The 15,575-nt window shown below is 50.1% G+C and carries 16 protein-coding genes; 5 read left to right on the plus strand and 11 right to left on the minus strand.

Annotated features, from left to right (window positions below; genetic code table 11):
• The first annotated feature begins 264 nt into the window (after positions 1–264).
• The 3 genes from KGP26_RS07960 to KGP26_RS07970 are packed head-to-tail and all read left to right on the plus strand — an operon-like array spanning position 265 to position 4,713.
• Positions 265–1,653 carry an OprD family outer membrane porin gene (locus KGP26_RS07960; protein ID WP_094982660.1) on the plus strand — a complete coding sequence of 463 codons (1,389 nt, stop codon included), beginning with the start codon at positions 265–267 and terminating at the stop codon, positions 1,651–1,653.
• A gap of 51 nt (positions 1,654–1,704) precedes the next feature.
• On the plus strand, positions 1,705–2,031 hold the full coding sequence (gene chiQ / locus KGP26_RS07965; RefSeq protein WP_021805302.1) for a ChiQ/YbfN family lipoprotein: 327 nt from the start codon (positions 1,705–1,707) through the stop codon (positions 2,029–2,031).
• A gap of 18 nt (positions 2,032–2,049) precedes the next feature.
• Entirely contained in the window at positions 2,050–4,713 is a 2,664-nt protein-coding gene (locus tag KGP26_RS07970) for a beta-N-acetylhexosaminidase (protein ID WP_223665258.1), read from the plus strand.
• Positions 4,714–4,895: 182 nt separating this feature from the next.
• On the opposite strand, the gene fur is transcribed toward KGP26_RS07970, so the two are convergent.
• From fur to ybfF, 4 genes are all read right to left on the minus strand, one after another.
• Positions 4,896–5,342, minus strand: coding sequence for a ferric iron uptake transcriptional regulator (gene fur, locus KGP26_RS07975; RefSeq protein WP_021805300.1), 447 nt, complete (start codon positions 5,340–5,342; stop codon positions 4,896–4,898).
• A 325-nt stretch (positions 5,343–5,667) separates the two neighbouring features.
• A complete protein-coding gene (gene fldA, locus KGP26_RS07980) occupies positions 5,668–6,207 on the minus strand; it encodes a flavodoxin FldA (protein ID WP_021805299.1) in 540 nt (179 codons plus the stop codon).
• 203 nt (positions 6,208–6,410) lie between these two features.
• Complete coding sequence (ybfE, locus tag KGP26_RS07985) at positions 6,411–6,698, minus strand: LexA regulated protein (protein ID WP_021805298.1); 288 nt, start codon at positions 6,696–6,698, stop codon at positions 6,411–6,413.
• 247 nt (positions 6,699–6,945) lie between these two features.
• On the minus strand, positions 6,946–7,728 hold the full coding sequence (gene ybfF / locus KGP26_RS07990) for an esterase (RefSeq protein WP_179248205.1): 783 nt from the start codon (positions 7,726–7,728) through the stop codon (positions 6,946–6,948).
• Positions 7,729–7,969: 241 nt separating this feature from the next.
• On the opposite strand from ybfF, the gene seqA reads away from it, so the two are divergent.
• Positions 7,970–8,512: a replication initiation negative regulator SeqA gene (gene seqA, locus KGP26_RS07995; protein WP_021805296.1), complete on the plus strand. Its 543-nt coding sequence runs from the start codon at positions 7,970–7,972 to the stop codon at positions 8,510–8,512.
• Between the two features lie 77 nt (positions 8,513–8,589).
• A complete protein-coding gene (pgm, locus tag KGP26_RS08000) occupies positions 8,590–10,233 on the plus strand; it encodes a phosphoglucomutase (alpha-D-glucose-1,6-bisphosphate-dependent) (RefSeq protein WP_071682262.1) in 1,644 nt (547 codons plus the stop codon).
• A gap of 80 nt (positions 10,234–10,313) precedes the next feature.
• Here the strand turns inward: pgm and KGP26_RS08005 are convergent, their stop codons facing one another.
• The 7 genes from KGP26_RS08005 to KGP26_RS08035 all read right to left on the minus strand — a co-directional run bounded on the left by KGP26_RS08005 (position 10,314) and on the right by KGP26_RS08035 (position 15,269).
• On the minus strand, positions 10,314–11,123 hold the full coding sequence (locus KGP26_RS08005; protein ID WP_094982665.1) for a methyltransferase domain-containing protein: 810 nt from the start codon (positions 11,121–11,123) through the stop codon (positions 10,314–10,316).
• A 64-nt stretch (positions 11,124–11,187) separates the two neighbouring features.
• Positions 11,188–11,886, minus strand: a complete 699-nt coding sequence (locus KGP26_RS08010; RefSeq protein ID WP_094982666.1) for an AAA family ATPase — start codon at positions 11,884–11,886, stop codon at positions 11,188–11,190.
• Positions 11,887–11,910: 24 nt separating this feature from the next.
• A complete protein-coding gene (locus KGP26_RS08015; RefSeq protein WP_094982667.1) occupies positions 11,911–12,903 on the minus strand; it encodes an AvrD family protein in 993 nt (330 codons plus the stop codon).
• A 3-nt stretch (positions 12,904–12,906) separates the two neighbouring features.
• Positions 12,907–13,170, minus strand: a complete 264-nt coding sequence (locus tag KGP26_RS08020) for a hypothetical protein (RefSeq protein ID WP_094982668.1) — start codon at positions 13,168–13,170, stop codon at positions 12,907–12,909.
• Positions 13,164–13,904: an SDR family NAD(P)-dependent oxidoreductase gene (locus tag KGP26_RS08025; RefSeq protein WP_223665259.1), complete on the minus strand. Its 741-nt coding sequence runs from the start codon at positions 13,902–13,904 to the stop codon at positions 13,164–13,166. The genes KGP26_RS08020 and KGP26_RS08025 overlap by 7 nt, the downstream gene beginning before the upstream one ends.
• A complete protein-coding gene (locus KGP26_RS08030) occupies positions 13,901–14,383 on the minus strand; it encodes a hypothetical protein (protein WP_223665260.1) in 483 nt (160 codons plus the stop codon). Before KGP26_RS08030 ends, KGP26_RS08025 begins: the two co-directional genes overlap by 4 nt.
• Positions 14,384–14,429: 46 nt before the next feature.
• Positions 14,430–15,269, minus strand: coding sequence for an AMP-binding protein (locus tag KGP26_RS08035; RefSeq protein WP_223665261.1), 840 nt, complete (start codon positions 15,267–15,269; stop codon positions 14,430–14,432).
• Positions 15,270–15,575 lie beyond the last annotated feature (306 nt).

Consider the following 15,575-nt stretch of genomic DNA (forward strand, 5'->3'; position numbering starts at 1 on the left):
TTATTTATAAATAGTGACCTTGCTCATTATTGTAACGAATTATCATCAATGTGTGCACCTTGTCATACTTTGACAAATCTCTCTCACTTTTCATTTGATAATTCGCGTCGCGAAAAATAGTCTAGCTACAGTATCAAGGCCGAGGTGAATTTTATCACCCGGCACAATTTTACCCGATTAGGGTTTTTATATTAGCGACCGTGCAGGGCAGTGGTGAACGCAGGCGGGCGCACTTTAAAGTCAAAGTCAAAGAGGAATTTTCTTATGGGTACGCACGGTGCTCAGCGTAAAACGCTGGCGCTCGCAGTCGCGGGTGCACTATTAGGAAGCGGATTCGTCATGGCCCCAGAAGCGCAAGCGGAAGGGTTTATCGATGATTCTACGTTGACCGGTGGGGTGTATTACTGGCAACGTCAACGCGATCGTAAAGACGTTGAAACCGGTGATTTTAAAACCAACCTCTCTCACTCTACCTGGAACGCCAACCTGGATTTCACCTCCGGCTATGCGGCGGACATGTTTGGTCTCGATGTGGCGGCGTTCACCGCCATTGAAATGGCCGAATCCAGCGAGAGTGGCCACCCGAACGAAATCGCGTTCTCAAGCCGTAACCGTACCTATGACGAAGATTACTCCGGCGATAAAAGCGGTATCAGCCTGTATAAAGCAGCCGGTAAATTCAAGTATGGCCCGGTCTGGGCACGTGCCGGTTATATCCAGCCAACCGGGCAAACGTTGCTGGCCCCGCACTGGAGCTTTATGCCGGGTACCTACCAGGGTGCTGAAGCCGGGGCCAATTTTGACTATGGCGATTCAGGTGCGTTGAGTTTCTCCTACATGTGGACCAACAAATACAAAGCGCCTTGGCACATCGAGATGGACGATTTCCGTCAGAACGATCGCAAGACCAACGTGTCCTACCTGCACTCGCTGGGTGCCAAATACGATTTCAAAAACGACCTGGTGCTGGAAGCCGCGTTTGGCCAGGCGCAAGGCTACGTGAATCAGTATTTCACCAAGGCGTCTTACAAGTTTGACCTGGCTGGCAACCCAATGACCACCAGCTACCAGTTCTACGGCGCAGAAGACCGCATCGGTGATAATCGCGATCCGAACAGCATCTATGATGGTCTGGCATGGTTACAGGCGCTGACCTTCGGTTATACCACCGGCCAGTTCAACTGGCGTCTGGAAGGCACCATGGTCAAGGCGGAAGGTAACCAAGGCTTCTTCCTGCAGCGTATGACCCCGACCTACGCTTCCTCAAACGGCCGCCTCGATATCTGGTGGGATAACCGCTCCGACTTTAACGCCAACGGCGAAAAAGCCGTGTTCGGTGGCGTGATGTATGACCTCAGCAACTGGAACCTGCCTGGCATGGCCGTCGGCGCTTCCTACGTTTACGCCTGGGACGCCAAGCCAAGCACCAACCCGATATACGATCAGAGCCAGCGTCTGAGAGAGAGCGCTTACAGCCTGGATGCGATGTACACCATGCAGGACGGGCGCGCCAAAGGCACCCTGTTCAAACTGCACTTCACGCAGTATGACAACCATTCCGATATCCCAAGCTGGGGCGGAGGTTACGGCAACATCTTCCAGGACGAGAAAGACGTCAAATTCATCGTTATCGCACCGTTCACCATCTTCTAATGCGCCTCCCCGGTGGCCAGGCTGCCGGGGAAATGCCACAGGACTTTAACCATGAAAAAACTGATGCTGATTATGGTCGCGGTTGCCGGGCTTAGCGCCTGCTCGCAGTCGGCCGCGCCACCGGAAGATGTCAAGCTGCGCCAGGCTTACAGCGCCTGTATCAATACCGCGGAAGGTTCACCAGAGAAATTGCAGGCCTGCCAGGCGGTGCTGAACGTGTTGAAGCAAGAGAAACAGCACCAACAGTTCGCTGAGCAGGAAACCGTGCGGGTGCTGGATTACCAAAGCTGCATCCAGGCCGCCCATACCGGCAATGGCCAGGCGTATGACGCCAAATGCGGCAAGCTGTGGAAAGAAATTCGCGCTAACAACAACTGATTACGCAAGAGGTTGCAGATGAACAAGTTTAAGATGAGTGCTCTCGCCGCCCTGACGGCTACCGTTGGGTTATTGGGTAGCGTGGGTTCTGCCATGGCCAACCAGCAGGTGGTTGATCAACTCAGCCAGTTGCAGGTCAATCTGAAGATGTTGGACAACCGTGCCGCCGAGAACGGCGTAGACTGTGCCAAGCTGGGTGCCGACTGGGCGTCCTGCCACAAGGTGCTGATCACCTTGACCAACGGCAATCAGGAAATCAAAGATAAAGACTGGGCGATCTATTTCCACAGCCCGCGCCAGACGCTGAAGGTCGATAACGACCAGTTCAAAATCACCCACATCACCGGCGATCTGTATAAGCTGGAACCGACGGACAAATTCACCAGCTTCCCGGCCAATCAGGCGGTGGAAATCCCGATTATCGCTGAATACTGGCAGCTGTTCCGCACCGACTTCCTGCCGCGCTGGTATGCCACTTCCGGCGATGCTCAGCCGAAGATCCTGTCGAATACCGATACGGAAGATGTTCACCAGTTTGTTGCCCCGTTCACCGGCGACCAGTGGAAGCGTACCAAGGATGACAACAACATTCTGATGGTGCCGGAAAGCCGCTTCACCAAGAACCAGGATCTGAAAGTGTTGCCGATGGCATCGCTGCGTGGGCAAATCATCCCAACCCCGATGGAAGTTAAAGTCCATGCTAAGGATATTGACCTGAGCAAAGGCGTGGCGCTGGAACTGAGCGCCTTGACCAAGCCAGCGGCAGATGCCGCAGCCGAGCGTTTTGCACTGCTGGGCATTGAGAGCCAGGCGAACGGTTATCCAATCAAGACGGATATCAAGCCAGCGGCATTCAAAGGCGATCAGGCCGTGCCTGGTGCCTACCAGCTGAAGATCGGCGAGAAAGGTGCCGAGATCGTCGGTTTCGATCAGACTGGGGTGTTCTATGGTCTGCAATCCATCCTGTCGTTAATCCCTTCGGATGGCAGCAAGAAGATCGCGACGCTGGATGCCAAAGATGCACCGCGCTTCCAATACCGCGGCATCTTCCTGGACGTGGCGCGTAACTTCCACCAAAAAGACGCCGTATTACGCCTGCTGGATCAAATGGCAGCCTACAAGCTGAACAAATTCCACTTCCACCTGACCGATGACGAAGGTTGGCGCATTGAGATCCCTGGCCTGCCTGAGTTGACCGAAGTGGGAGGCCAGCGTTGTCATGACCTGAGCGAGACCACCTGCCTGATGCCACAATATGGCTCTGGCCCGGCACCGCACGGTGGCTTCTTCTCCCGTCAGGACTATATCGACATCGTTAAATATGCTCAGGCACGCCAGATTGAAGTGATCCCTGAGATCGACATGCCGGCGCACGCCCGTGCGGCGATTATTTCCATGGAAGCTCGCTACAAGAAACTGCTTGCCGAAGGGAAAGAGAAAGAAGCCAACGAGTTCCGCCTGGTGGATCCGACCGATACCTCCAACACCACCTCGGTGCAATACTTCAACCGCCAGAGCTACCTGAACCCATGCCTGGATTCGTCCAAAAACTTCGTGGACAAAGTGATTGGTGAAGTGGCCCAGATGCACAAAGAGGCCGGTCAGCCGCTGAAAACCTGGCACTTTGGTGGGGACGAAGCGAAGAACATCCGTCTGGGCGCTGGCTATACCGACGTGAAAAACCCGGAAGCGGGCAAGGGCATCCTCGATCTGAGCAAAGAAGACAAGCCGTGGGCCAAGTCGCAGGTTTGCCAGGCCATCATCAAAGACGGCAAAGTGGAAGATATGGAACACTTGCCAAGCTACTTCGGTCTGGAAGTCAGCCAGTTGGTGAAAGCACACGGCATTGACAGAATGCAGGCGTGGCAGGACGGCCTGAAAGATGCCAAAGACTCGAAGGCCTTCGCGACCAACCATGTGGCGGTGAACTTCTGGGATACCCTGTACTGGGGTGGTTTCGACTCGGCTAACGACTGGGCGAACAAGGGTTATGACGTGGTGATCTCTAACCCGGACTACGTCTACATGGACTTCCCGTATGAAGTCAGCCCGGACGAGCACGGTTACTATTGGGGCACCCGTTTCAGCGACGAGCAGAAGATCTTCAGCTTTGCACCGAATAACCTGCCGCAGAACGCCGAAACTTCGGTGGACCGTGACGGTAACCACTTCACCGCCAAGAGCGATAAACCATGGCCGGGCGCATACGGTCTTTCCGCCCAGCTGTGGAGCGAAGTGGTACGTACCGACCAGCAGATGGAATACATGATTTACCCACGTGCCGTGTCGCTTGCAGAACGTGCATGGCACCGTGCAAGCTGGGAACAGGATTACAAAGCTGGCCGTGAGTACAAAGGTGGCGAAACCCATCAGGTCGATACCAAAACCCTGGATCAGGACTGGCTGCGCTTTGCCAACCTGATTGGCCAACGTGAGCTGGCCAAGATGGATAAAGCGGGGGTGAGTTATCGCCTGCCGGTCCCTGGTGCACGCATCATCGGTGGCAAGTTGGAGGCGAATATTGCTCTGCCTGGCCTGGGAATTGAATATTCCACCGACGGCGGCAAACAGTGGCAGCGTTATGACGATAAAGCGCGCCCTGCGGTAGCGGGAGATGTGCAAATCCGCGCGATTAGCCCGGATGGCAAACGCTTCAGCCGTGCCGAGCCAGTAAAAGCGTAAGTGAGAACTCCGCCCGCCTACGTGTCGGTAGGTGGGCTGAGATAGTGCGAGGTGAGAGAAAACTGCAATTGTGATAATTGAGTGGATATTTTTCCCCGGGCCTGTCCGGGGATTTTTTTATCTGTCATTTAGGCATAAAAAAACCGCCGTGTAGGCGGTTTTCGCGTTCTGGCGGGCCAGGATCAGTTCTTGTTGTGCAGCGTTTCGTTCTCGCGGCAATCACCGGTTTCACAGTGGCCGTACAGGTACAGGCTGTGGTTGGTGAGCTTGATACCGTGTTGCTTGGCGATATCGCGCTGACGCACTTCGATGGATTCGTCGCTGAACTCGATCACTTTGCCGCAGTCCAGGCAAATCAGGTGATCGTGGTGGTGCTGCTGAGTCAGTTCGAAAACCGACTTGCCACCTTCAAAATTGTGGCGGGTCACAATACCTGCGTCGTCAAACTGGTTCAGCACACGGTATACCGTGGCCAGGCCAATTTCTTCACCCATATCTATCAGTTTTTTGTACAGATCTTCCGCACTGACGTGATGGCATGCCGGATCCTGCAAGACTTCCAGGATTTTGAGTCGCGGAAGAGTGACTTTTAAGCCAGCCTTCTTCAATGCGGAGTTGTTATCAGTCATGCGGATTCAGTCCTGTTACTATGCTAATCAAGTTGAGGCGTTCTCGCCTATGGCATCGGTTGGCACAAAGCGTTAATTGCGTCTCATTATAGAACCGGTTGCTGCAAATAGAAACCGCCGGTTGTTAACAAACCTATCTTTGCACGTTTACAGGGTAATCATGCAAAGCTTTGATGGATGGGATAAACCGATATCTCAGTCTACCGTGGCGAGGTAGGAAGTTACAAACTTGTAGCTTCTATTGCTCTAATCCGTGATGCCGATAACAGAAGGGCGCGCTCTACGGCGCCCTTACTATGTGCTACGTATCCGCCGAGGCAGAGGTTTAGCCGACGATCTCGGCCAGGCTCAGCTCTTCACTGATTTGCTTGACCCAGGCGTCTACACGTTCGTTGGTCAGCTCAGGTTGACGATCTTCGTCAATGGCCAGCCCGACAAAGTGATCATCATCAGCCAGACCCTTGGAGGCTTCAAAATGGTAGCCTTTGGTTGGCCAGTGGCCGACGATGGCCGCACCGCGTGGTTCAATGATGTCGCGGATGGTGCCCATCGCATCGCAGAAATATTCCGCGTAGTCTTCCTGATCGCCACAGCCAAACAGCGCCACCAGCTTGCCGTTAAAGTCGATGTCTTCCAGCGTCGGGAAGAAATCATCCCAGTCGCACTGGGCTTCGCCATAGTACCAGGTTGGGATACCGAGCAGCAGGATATCAAACGCTGCCAGATCTTCTTTGCTGCTTTTGGCGATGTCGTGGATTTCTGCCACGTCGTTGCCGAATTTTTGCTGAAGCGTCTTTTGGATCATCTTGGCAATGTTTTCGGTATTGCCAGTGTCGCTGCCAAAGAAAATGCCTACATGAGCCATAGTAAAGATAACCTTTTAATTCAAATGAATGTGTTGCGTAAACGCGGCCTGAGGCGCTGCCAAGGGCAGGCTTGCTCAGCCGTAAATGCGTATCATGCCAGAAATTTGCCCTGAGGTTTTATCGCGTTTATGCGATGCCTCTGCGGAGGTGGAACCGATCTGGCGTCATCCTTAACGCCGTGCCGCGCGTGCGGCGGCAGAGATCAGTGTTCTGGCTGTTCTTCTGCCAGTTGGGCCAACAGCATTTGTTCGATCAATTCGCTGCGGCTGATATTGCGCTGGTCGGCCAGTTTGTTGAGAGCATCTACCGCGTCTGCGTTGATTTTCAGCTCTACACGCCGTAATCCACGCACTTTGTCCCGTCGTAGCTGATTACGCTTATTAATTCTAAGCTGTTCATCACGGGAAAGCGGGTTGGTTTTCGGGCGCCCTGGACGGCGTTCATCTGCGAACAGATCCAGCGTCGTGCGATCCGTTTGTTCTTTTGCCATTGTTGCGCTACTGCAAGGGAGTTTGCATCAAAAAGCGGTTTACGCTTCCAGACGGTTCGATTTACACAATTCGGGCCAATAAACCCTAACCCAAATTCACCCCCAGCCAAGCGCAGCTTCACACCTGGACAGGGTGGCAAAATTATAGCGCGCCATATTACCCCAGCAGATGGAGCGACGACAATGCCTAACTTAGCTACAAACGCGCTAAGCTATTCTCTCTAGCGCGTTTTTTCGCCACTTGGGCTCAGGGCTGGTCAATAAAGCGGTGGATTGCCCGTAATACAGCGTCCGGCTTCTCCGCATGGACCCAGTGGCCGGAACCTGCAACCACATAGGCGCGTGCCTGCGGGAACTGGCGGGCGATGTCATCGCGGTAGCTATCCTGCACGTAAGGCGAGAGGCCACCACGGATAAACAGCGTCGGGTGCGGCCAGGGTGGAACCTCTTGCCAGCCGATAATGTTCTCATATTGCTCGATCAGCACCGGCAGGTTGAACCGCCAACTGCCAGCATGGAAAGATTTCAGCAGAAACTGGATCACGCCTTCTTCATGCAGCGTGGCTCGCATGAGCTGTGCAGCCTGCTGACGCTGGGTGATACCCGCATCGGTGACGGCCTGCAGTGCGGTAAAGATCTGGTCATGGCGGCGAGTGTCGTAATCCACCGGGGCGATATCGATCGCCACCAGCCGTTCAATTCGCTCCGGGGCTAGCGCGGTCAATGCCATTGCTGCTTTGCCGCCCATTGAGTGGCCGATCACGATGGCTCGCTCGATTTGCAAGTCGTCTAACAACGTCAACAGATCCTGCGCCATCGCCGGGTAGGTCATCTCCGCTGCGCGTGGTGACAGCCCGTGATTGCGCAGATCAACCTTGATCACCGTATGCTGTTGGTTCAGGTCGCGCGCCAGTACGCCCAGGTTATCCAGATTGCCAAACAGGCCGTGGATCAGCACGATCGGTAGGTTCGCTGGCGTGGCAGCCTCTGCGGCCAGTAATTGATAATGTAATTTCATGGTGAAGTTCATGATCTTGAGATAATGAGTTAGGTTAACATGACCAGAGAGATTATTGGTTGGTTCGCAGAATTTTGCCGATATTTCATGGTATGGTGAGGGGTTGGCGGCCAAGGCGATTGGCTAAAGTCTGCTTTTGCCGTTTGGGAGAACATTGTAGTGTTCGCGCCCGCGCTTTTAACCTTATAATCCCATGGCTTGAATGCACCAATTGGCTTCAGGTTCATAAGTAGAAAAAACGTACTGGATAAAGATGAAAACTATTGAAGTCGACGAAGAACTTTACCGCTATATTGCCAGCCACACGCAACATATCGGTGAAAGTGCGTCTGATATTTTACGGCGTATGTTGAAGTTTACCGCAGGCCAGCCTGTGCGCACGGCCCCTGTGGTTGCCAGTGGCCAGGCAGAGCCGTCAGCGGCTGCTGTTGCAGCACAGCGTCCGCGCGATCGCGTGCGTGCGGTGCGCGAGCTGCTGCTGTCGGACGAATATGCCGAACAGAGCAAAGCTGTAAATCGTTTTATGCTGGTACTTTCCACCTTGTACACCCTCGATGCGGCGGGCTTTGCCGCGGCAACGGATTCGTTGCATGGCCGTACCCGTACCTATTTTGCTGGCGATCAGCAAACGCTGCTGGCCAACGGAACGCATACCAAGCCCAAGCATGTGCCAGGTACGCCTTACTGGGTGATCACCAATACCAACACCGGCCGCAAACGCAGCATGATCGAACACATCATGCAGGCCATGCAGTTCCCTGCGGAACTGATCGAGAAAGTTTGCGGCACCGTCTAATTTAGCGAACAGCCCGTTACGGTGGCCGTAAGCGACTCATTGCCCGGCCACAGTACTGGCATTTTAGGGAGTAGTCGATGGCTAATGACCCACGTGCCGGGCAACCCGCTCAGCAAAGTGATTTGATCAACGTAGCCCAGCTGACGTCGCAGTATTATGTACTGCAACCCGAGGCCGGTAATGCTGCACACGCGGTGAAATTTGGTACCTCAGGGCACCGCGGCAGCGCGCTTCGTCAGAGTTTTAACGAAGCGCATATCCTGGCGATCGCTCAGGCCATTGCCGAAGTGCGTCGTCAACAGGGCACCACTGGCCCTTGCTACGTGGGCAAAGACACCCATGCGCTGTCCGAACCCGCCTTTATTTCCGTGCTGGAAGTGCTGACCGCCAACGGCGTTGACGTGGTGGTGCAGGAAAACAACGGCTTTACGCCAACCCCTGCCGTGTCACATGCTATCTTGTGCTTCAACCGTAAAGGGGGCGCGCAGGCAGACGGCATCGTGATTACGCCTTCGCATAACCCACCTGAAGACGGCGGCATCAAATATAACCCGCCAAACGGTGGCCCAGCCGATACCAACCTGACCTCCGTGATTGAAAAGCGTGCCAACGAACTGCTGAGCCTCAAGCTGCAGGGCGTGCAGCGTCAATCGCTGGATAAAGCCTGGACTGGCGGCCATCTGCATGCGCAGGATCTGGTGCAGCCTTACGTGGCAGGGCTGGTGGACATTGTCGATATGCCAGCCATTCAGCGTGCGGGCCTGAAGCTGGGCGTCGACCCGCTTGGCGGTTCCGGCATTGCCTACTGGCAGCGCATTGCCGAGCACTATAAGCTGGATCTGACGTTGGTGAATGACTCCATCGATCAGACCTTCCGCTTTATGCACCTCGACCATGACGGCATCATCCGCATGGACTGTTCGTCCGAATCGGCAATGGCTGGCCTGCTGGCCCTGCGCGACAAGTTCGATCTGGCGTTTGCCAACGATCCGGACTATGACCGCCACGGTATCGTCACGCCTGCGGGCCTGATGAACCCGAACCACTACCTGGCCGTTGCCATCAATTACCTGTTCCAGCATCGCCCGCAATGGGGTGCCAACGTTGCCGTCGGTAAGACGCTGGTTTCCAGCGCGATGATTGACCGCGTAGTGGCCGATTTGGGCCGCAAGCTGGTGGAAGTGCCGGTCGGTTTCAAATGGTTTGTTGATGGCCTGTTCGACGGTAGCTTCGGCTTCGGCGGCGAAGAGAGCGCCGGGGCTTCGTTCCTGCGCTTTGACGGTACGCCTTGGTCTACCGATAAAGACGGCATCATCATGTGCCTGCTGGCGGCCGAGATCACCGCGGTCACCGGTGAAAACCCGCAGCATCACTATAACGATCTGGCCAAACGCTTCGGTGCGCCAAGCTACAACCGTATCCAGGCTCCGGCAACCTCCGCACAGAAAGCGGCGTTGTCCAAGCTGTCTCCGGAAATGGTCAAGGCCAGCACTCTGGCGGGCGATCCTATCACCGCGCGTCTGACTGCAGCTCCGGGTAACGGCGCATCTATCGGCGGCCTGAAAGTGATGACCGACAACGGCTGGTTTGCCGCTCGTCCTTCGGGTACCGAAGAGGCTTACAAGATCTACTGCGAAAGCTTCCTGGGTGCCGAGCACCGTGAAAAGATCGAGCATGAAGCGGTCGAGATCGTCAGCGAAGTGTTAGCTTCAGCAAAATAATATCTACCTGTCGTTTCCAGTTTCAGCCCAGTCATTTACATAAGTAACTGACTGGGCTAGTTGGTTAAAACAGCAGAACCTCACTTTGTTCCAACGGCTAGAAAACCAGGAAATGATGCAAAAAAATGGCCTCTTTCTTGGCTGCACGCCAACTCTTCCCACCACACTTGTTCCTCACTAGCAAGTTCACTTATATCATCCTGTCCTAAAAACATGGATCGAAGTAACTCGAATGTGAGGTTGACACTGATGGCTTCAACAGCCACATTAACAAGCCTATGTTGCAAGAATCTGCGGAACAACTGGCGGCCACTCCAATTGTTCTTGGCTTTATTTGAAAATCTCTCCACTATAAGTCGAGTAAGTGGCTGATTATAATGGTCGATCAAAAGTCCATCGAAGTCGTGATCGAAAACCGCAATCTTTCCATTTGGTTTTACAACACGAATAAGTTCAGTTAACGTCGCATCAATGTTTTCGCAATGCATTAACACTAACTTTGCTCTGGCACAGTCGAAGGTGTTATCGGCAAAAGCAAGCCGTTTTCCATCTCCTTGCTCATAGCGAATGCGAGAGTCATCTCCTATTCTATTATTCGCCTCTGCAATCATTGCTTCGCTTAAATCGACACCCACAACCTCGGTTATTTCTGGGTAAAGCGTCATTAAGCGGCGAACATCATTACCAGTACCACATCCTAATTCAAGGATACGCTTACAGTCCAAAGGTTCCATCACTTCAGCAAGCCGCCGATTTATTAATTCGTGCTCAGGTAGGCAATTAGCGTTATCCATAAAGTCGATAAACCATTGCGGATCACGGGTCACATCAACGGATGAAAATTGGCCTACTGAATCTATAGATCTTCTCGCCATTTTGGAGGGGGTCATTCCTGAGTCCTTTTATAATCAAATACCGAATTTCTATAAGGCAGATAACGTAAACCATTATCTATCATACTCGTATCTTGGAGCGCTCATCTTCAAGGCGAAGGTCCTGTCCTGTGTAGTCTAGTCTGGCACGTTCAATCGCTTCGGATATAGACATCACAGGCATCAGATTCATATGCTCGCAGATCTGTGTAACCCTTTGTTCGACACTCCCACTTACTACTAAATATGGAACTTTAATTTCATTCAGTATTTCCAACAAACGTCTATCAACTAAATCTCGGAAGTCGGTATTCATCGGGCGATGACCATCATTAGTAAGAGGCAGTTCATGTTTGAGATGAAAAAATATGTCATATGTCTTGGCGACATGAGATTTTAGAGAACGGCCAACCTCCGTCAGGGTCCGCGCAAAAAATGGAATATCGGCCGCGTATTGGTTATTATCTTCAGCACCAATCGATGGATTAATTCCATACACTAGCCGGGCTTCGCCATAAATAAATTCCTGTAATGAAGAACCATCCGAAATGTAGCTGGAACCTTGCCTAAGTTCATATTCCACTCGACCAATATGACGAGCAATCATTAAATGCAGAAATTCTTCAGGTGATACATCTGCAAGGCGTTTCCCCGGCATCAGCCTAGGCATTATTTCCCTGATTGCTTTTGAAAGAAGACGAGGTATACCTGTATAATAGGCCAGAACCATCGCAGTTAAAGTTTTTCCAGATGAGTAAGTGCCTGATATTCCAATTTTCATAGTTCTATCCATTTTAATTTCCGCTCAGTAAAATGCTGAAGGTAAAGCATGTGCGAATGTTATCCGAACGTCTTTATTGCCAAGCGTCCCTATGATATTTGCGTTACGCCATTTTCTTCCATTTAACTCTATTATTTTACTTTCTGAAATAAACGCTTTCGATTTCATTTCATGATTAACACTTTCGGACCCTTCGGAAAAGTGCGACCTGATCATCCAAAGCGTCGAAGTTTCATTGCGTGTAAGCCCATCAAGGGAATATAAAAGCGTCTGGGCTAATTGTGCGCATGTTACAAATACATCAATGTAACTAGCTGCCTGAGGTAATGTGATATAAGCATCATCACCATTGGCTAGAACTTCTACATCGGCATTTGCGGTTAAATTAGTAAGATCTAAAATAATATTTGAAAGGATATGTTTTTGCTTTTTATACCCAGTGGTATAATAGCGGTTCTGCATGTTTTCAACAGCATCATCAATACTGCGATATCTCAGTTCTTTTGGCTTTTTACTCCCTGATGGCGGATGCTCAACCTGACATACCGCTCGCATAAGTCCAACTCGACATTCATAGGTCGATATGAATCGATAAGGATCATTATGTTTTGGTTCACTGCGCCGCAGCGTGGCAGTAATAGGTATATCATTCAAATTCTCCTGTGGCTTCGTCCCTGCATGGATAGCAATCTCGCCAATATGAATTTTTTGTAGTTCAGTCTGGCTGAGATCGAAACAGCATGTTAGGTGAGTCTCAATCATCTGTATTGCGATAACTAGCATATCTATAGTGCTTAGATGTGGTGTCACATCCATCCCAATATTTTTGACTGACCAATCGCGAGGGTAGGAAAGTGAAACAACTGCTTCAAGGCAGTGCTGTTTTTCTTCTGTATTTGCACGTAAAACCAGATTGGAAATATGATGTTCGGAACGTCTATATCCAGAGGAAAAAAACCTATTCTCCGAAGGGCCAAGAATTTCGTCGATCGATGAGAACGTTTGAATTGATGACATAACCTACCTCGATAGCAAAGTTTGATTTTTTACATAAATATTAATGATATCTTTTATATTTTTTATGTCAGATAATAAGGTTTTACCTTCACTGAAAGGGTCGTGTTTAAAAATTTTCTCTAGTTCTATTAACAGCATTGCCAAGCTTAATGAATCAAGTCCAATCTGATCAAATGCGGAGAAAACATCTATATTATCTACATCGAGTGACATTAAACATGATATTTTATTGAGAATTATTTCATTTATTTCATTTTGCGTTAACATGTGAGACCTCCATCTACGATGATTGACTGACCAGTAATAAACTTGCTAAGAGGCGATATGAGAAAGGACACTGTGCCTAGTATATCGACAAGATCTGCATATTTTCCTAGAGGTGTACGCTTCGTAATCTTATTGCGATTGATATCTGAGACATTAGCAGAAAGTACAGAGTCGAAAAGACCAGGTACAATAGAGTTAACACGGATATTTAGAGGGCCTAACTCTCGTGCCAAACTCCGCATGAACCCATCCAGACCAGCCTTGGTCGCGGAATAAACTGCGGTTCCTCGATAACCCCTGATCGCTCCAACGGAAGATATATTGATAATATTGCCGCACACCTTCTGTTGGGCCATTATACGAACACAAGCCCTGGTGAGTTTAATTGGGCCTAGCAAATTGATGTTGACTATTTCATCAATTATTTCAATGGGGATACTTAAAAAAAGTCCTTGGTGGAGTATCGCTCCATTGTTGATAAGAAGATGTATTGCACCAAAATGAACGACCACGGATTCGACAAACAGGGACAATTTTCCATGATTAATTATATCAAGTTCATGCCAATAAAATTGCCCAGGATATGTTTTCTGGTATTTTTCAATGAACTCGTTATGGTGTCGACTGAATGTCGCTACTGTCCATCCTTCCGAAATCAAATTTTCTACGATAGCTCTGCCAAGACCGCGGCTGCCACCGCTTACAATCGCAACTTGTGCCGGAACCTCGCTCATAAAATCTCTCCTGAACGGATCATTTTGAAGCGTTCCGAATGAAGGGTTGATTGTGTGATTTCGATCACAATTGGAATTTTAAAAGGATCCAACCGTGTTCTGCAATACTTGCTTACGCGATCTTTAAGTGACTCAATATCTTCATCTTCTACCAGTTTAAAAGTGGCAAGTATGACATTTCCAGTGATATGGCTTGGATATCCACTAACACGAACAGCTGCGACATTTGGCATCGTCAGAAGAATATTCTCAACTTCATTTGGATATACTTTTTCACCCCCAACATTGATAATCTCTGAGTCACGACCAAGTATCTGAACATAGTCCCCATCAATGCGAACCACGTCTTGTGTATTGAAATAGCCATTTGAATCGATAGGTGAGTCAGCATTGAGGTATCCTAGCATCGCCATATTAGATTTTATCCATAGAATATTGTCTATGATCTTATAATCGAAACCACTTCCGCCAAGTTTCATCCATAGCGATCCGTTCTCCCTTGACTTAGTTGGGACTATACCTAACTCAGTCAGGCCATATGTCTGTTTTAAGCGCACATGAGGCAAAGCCATTTTTATGCTGTCTAGCGTCTGGCATTGGCTCAGTGCCGTATGTGATAAGCTCCAAGGAGCTGGTATCAAATTTTTCACAAACGTCGGAAAGCAAGATCATATTCAGGAAGGTTGGAGTTGTAGGAAGTACCTGTACTCGATGGTTTTGTATCGCTTCGAAAACCGTTCGTGCATTTCGCTCCGAGACTGTAACAAGGACGCCCCCAGTTGACAGAGTGTGCAATAGAGTATTGATACCGCCAATGTGATCCAGACTCAGGAAGGCTAGAATGACTTGCGCCTTCTTGCTGTTGGAATAGCGAGTGAATATCTTGTGCACGTCAAGTAAAGATGCTTTGGGACGGCCTGTTGTTCCCGAGCTAAACAGAACTAAACCCGCATGTTCGCTCTCTGTAATTTGCTTATAGAGGGGATGTGATGCGACAAACTCGGTCTGATCCATTCTACGACGTTCTAAACTGCAGGTTACTGGATGCATCGTTGCGTCAATAAATACTGTCCACTCAACCTGTGCAATATCATAATAGTCTGATCTTTTTCCTCGAGACGTTGGGGCGATTGGAATGACAATCGCTCCACGAGAAAGTAGTGAAAGCATCGCCGTTACCATATCTAGGGAGTAGGCCCCTTCTATAGCTACGACCGATCCAGACATGATACCGTTGCTAGAAAATACGGATGTCCATTGTTGCATACCTTCAACGACATCCTGGTAAGAGAAGTGTTGTTCGTCCAGAATAATGCATTTGTCATCACCTTTCTTACGCATAAATTCAATGAATTTCTGATTCAAAGAAGCCTCCTTATATCAATATCAACCTGGCGACCTAGTTATGGCAAGGAAGCCTAGTGCTATCAAGTAGCCAGAGTTGTTCTTTAGTGTTAAGTGTTACGCTAATACAAATATCTATTCACCAACATCACCCCATGGGGTGATGTTGGTGAAAAAAAAATGATCAATATTGATTATATCTAAACGACGCTTTACGTATCATTCATCAAAAGAAAAAATTTCAGCATATCAAATTACACTGATTTTATGTGTAGGCCGTATTAACCAGAGTGAAAGTATTGCGAGTTATCAGATTTTCCTTTACTT

Origin of the sequence: Serratia sp. JSRIV002 (genome assembly GCF_019968725.1) — a bacterium.
Classification (GTDB): Bacteria; Pseudomonadota; Gammaproteobacteria; order Enterobacterales; family Enterobacteriaceae; genus Chania; species Chania fonticola_B.

What these genes read in the sequence shown, in the direction of transcription:
- seqA (WP_021805296.1), top strand. Translation starts at nt 7,970, where the DNA reads ATGAAAACTATTGAAGTCGACGAAGAACTTTACCGCTATATTGCCAGC.
- KGP26_RS08030 (WP_223665260.1), bottom strand. Translation starts at nt 14,383, where the DNA reads ATGAAACTTGGCGGAAGTGGTTTCGATTATAAGATCATAGACAATATT.
- fur (WP_021805300.1), bottom strand. Translation starts at nt 5,342, where the DNA reads ATGACTGATAACAACTCCGCATTGAAGAAGGCTGGCTTAAAAGTCACT.
- pgm (WP_071682262.1), top strand. Translation starts at nt 8,590, where the DNA reads ATGGCTAATGACCCACGTGCCGGGCAACCCGCTCAGCAAAGTGATTTG.
- KGP26_RS08015 (WP_094982667.1), bottom strand. Translation starts at nt 12,903, where the DNA reads ATGTCATCAATTCAAACGTTCTCATCGATCGACGAAATTCTTGGCCCT.
- KGP26_RS08025 (WP_223665259.1), bottom strand. Translation starts at nt 13,904, where the DNA reads ATGAGCGAGGTTCCGGCACAAGTTGCGATTGTAAGCGGTGGCAGCCGC.
- fldA (WP_021805299.1), bottom strand. Translation starts at nt 6,207, where the DNA reads ATGGCTCATGTAGGCATTTTCTTTGGCAGCGACACTGGCAATACCGAA.
- KGP26_RS07970 (WP_223665258.1), top strand. Translation starts at nt 2,050, where the DNA reads ATGAACAAGTTTAAGATGAGTGCTCTCGCCGCCCTGACGGCTACCGTT.
- ybfE (WP_021805298.1), bottom strand. Translation starts at nt 6,698, where the DNA reads ATGGCAAAAGAACAAACGGATCGCACGACGCTGGATCTGTTCGCAGAT.
- KGP26_RS08010 (WP_094982666.1), bottom strand. Translation starts at nt 11,886, where the DNA reads ATGAAAATTGGAATATCAGGCACTTACTCATCTGGAAAAACTTTAACT.
- KGP26_RS07960 (WP_094982660.1), top strand. Translation starts at nt 265, where the DNA reads ATGGGTACGCACGGTGCTCAGCGTAAAACGCTGGCGCTCGCAGTCGCG.
- chiQ (WP_021805302.1), top strand. Translation starts at nt 1,705, where the DNA reads ATGAAAAAACTGATGCTGATTATGGTCGCGGTTGCCGGGCTTAGCGCC.
- ybfF (WP_179248205.1), bottom strand. Translation starts at nt 7,728, where the DNA reads ATGAACTTCACCATGAAATTACATTATCAATTACTGGCCGCAGAGGCT.
- KGP26_RS08005 (WP_094982665.1), bottom strand. Translation starts at nt 11,123, where the DNA reads ATGACCCCCTCCAAAATGGCGAGAAGATCTATAGATTCAGTAGGCCAA.
- KGP26_RS08020 (WP_094982668.1), bottom strand. Translation starts at nt 13,170, where the DNA reads ATGTTAACGCAAAATGAAATAAATGAAATAATTCTCAATAAAATATCA.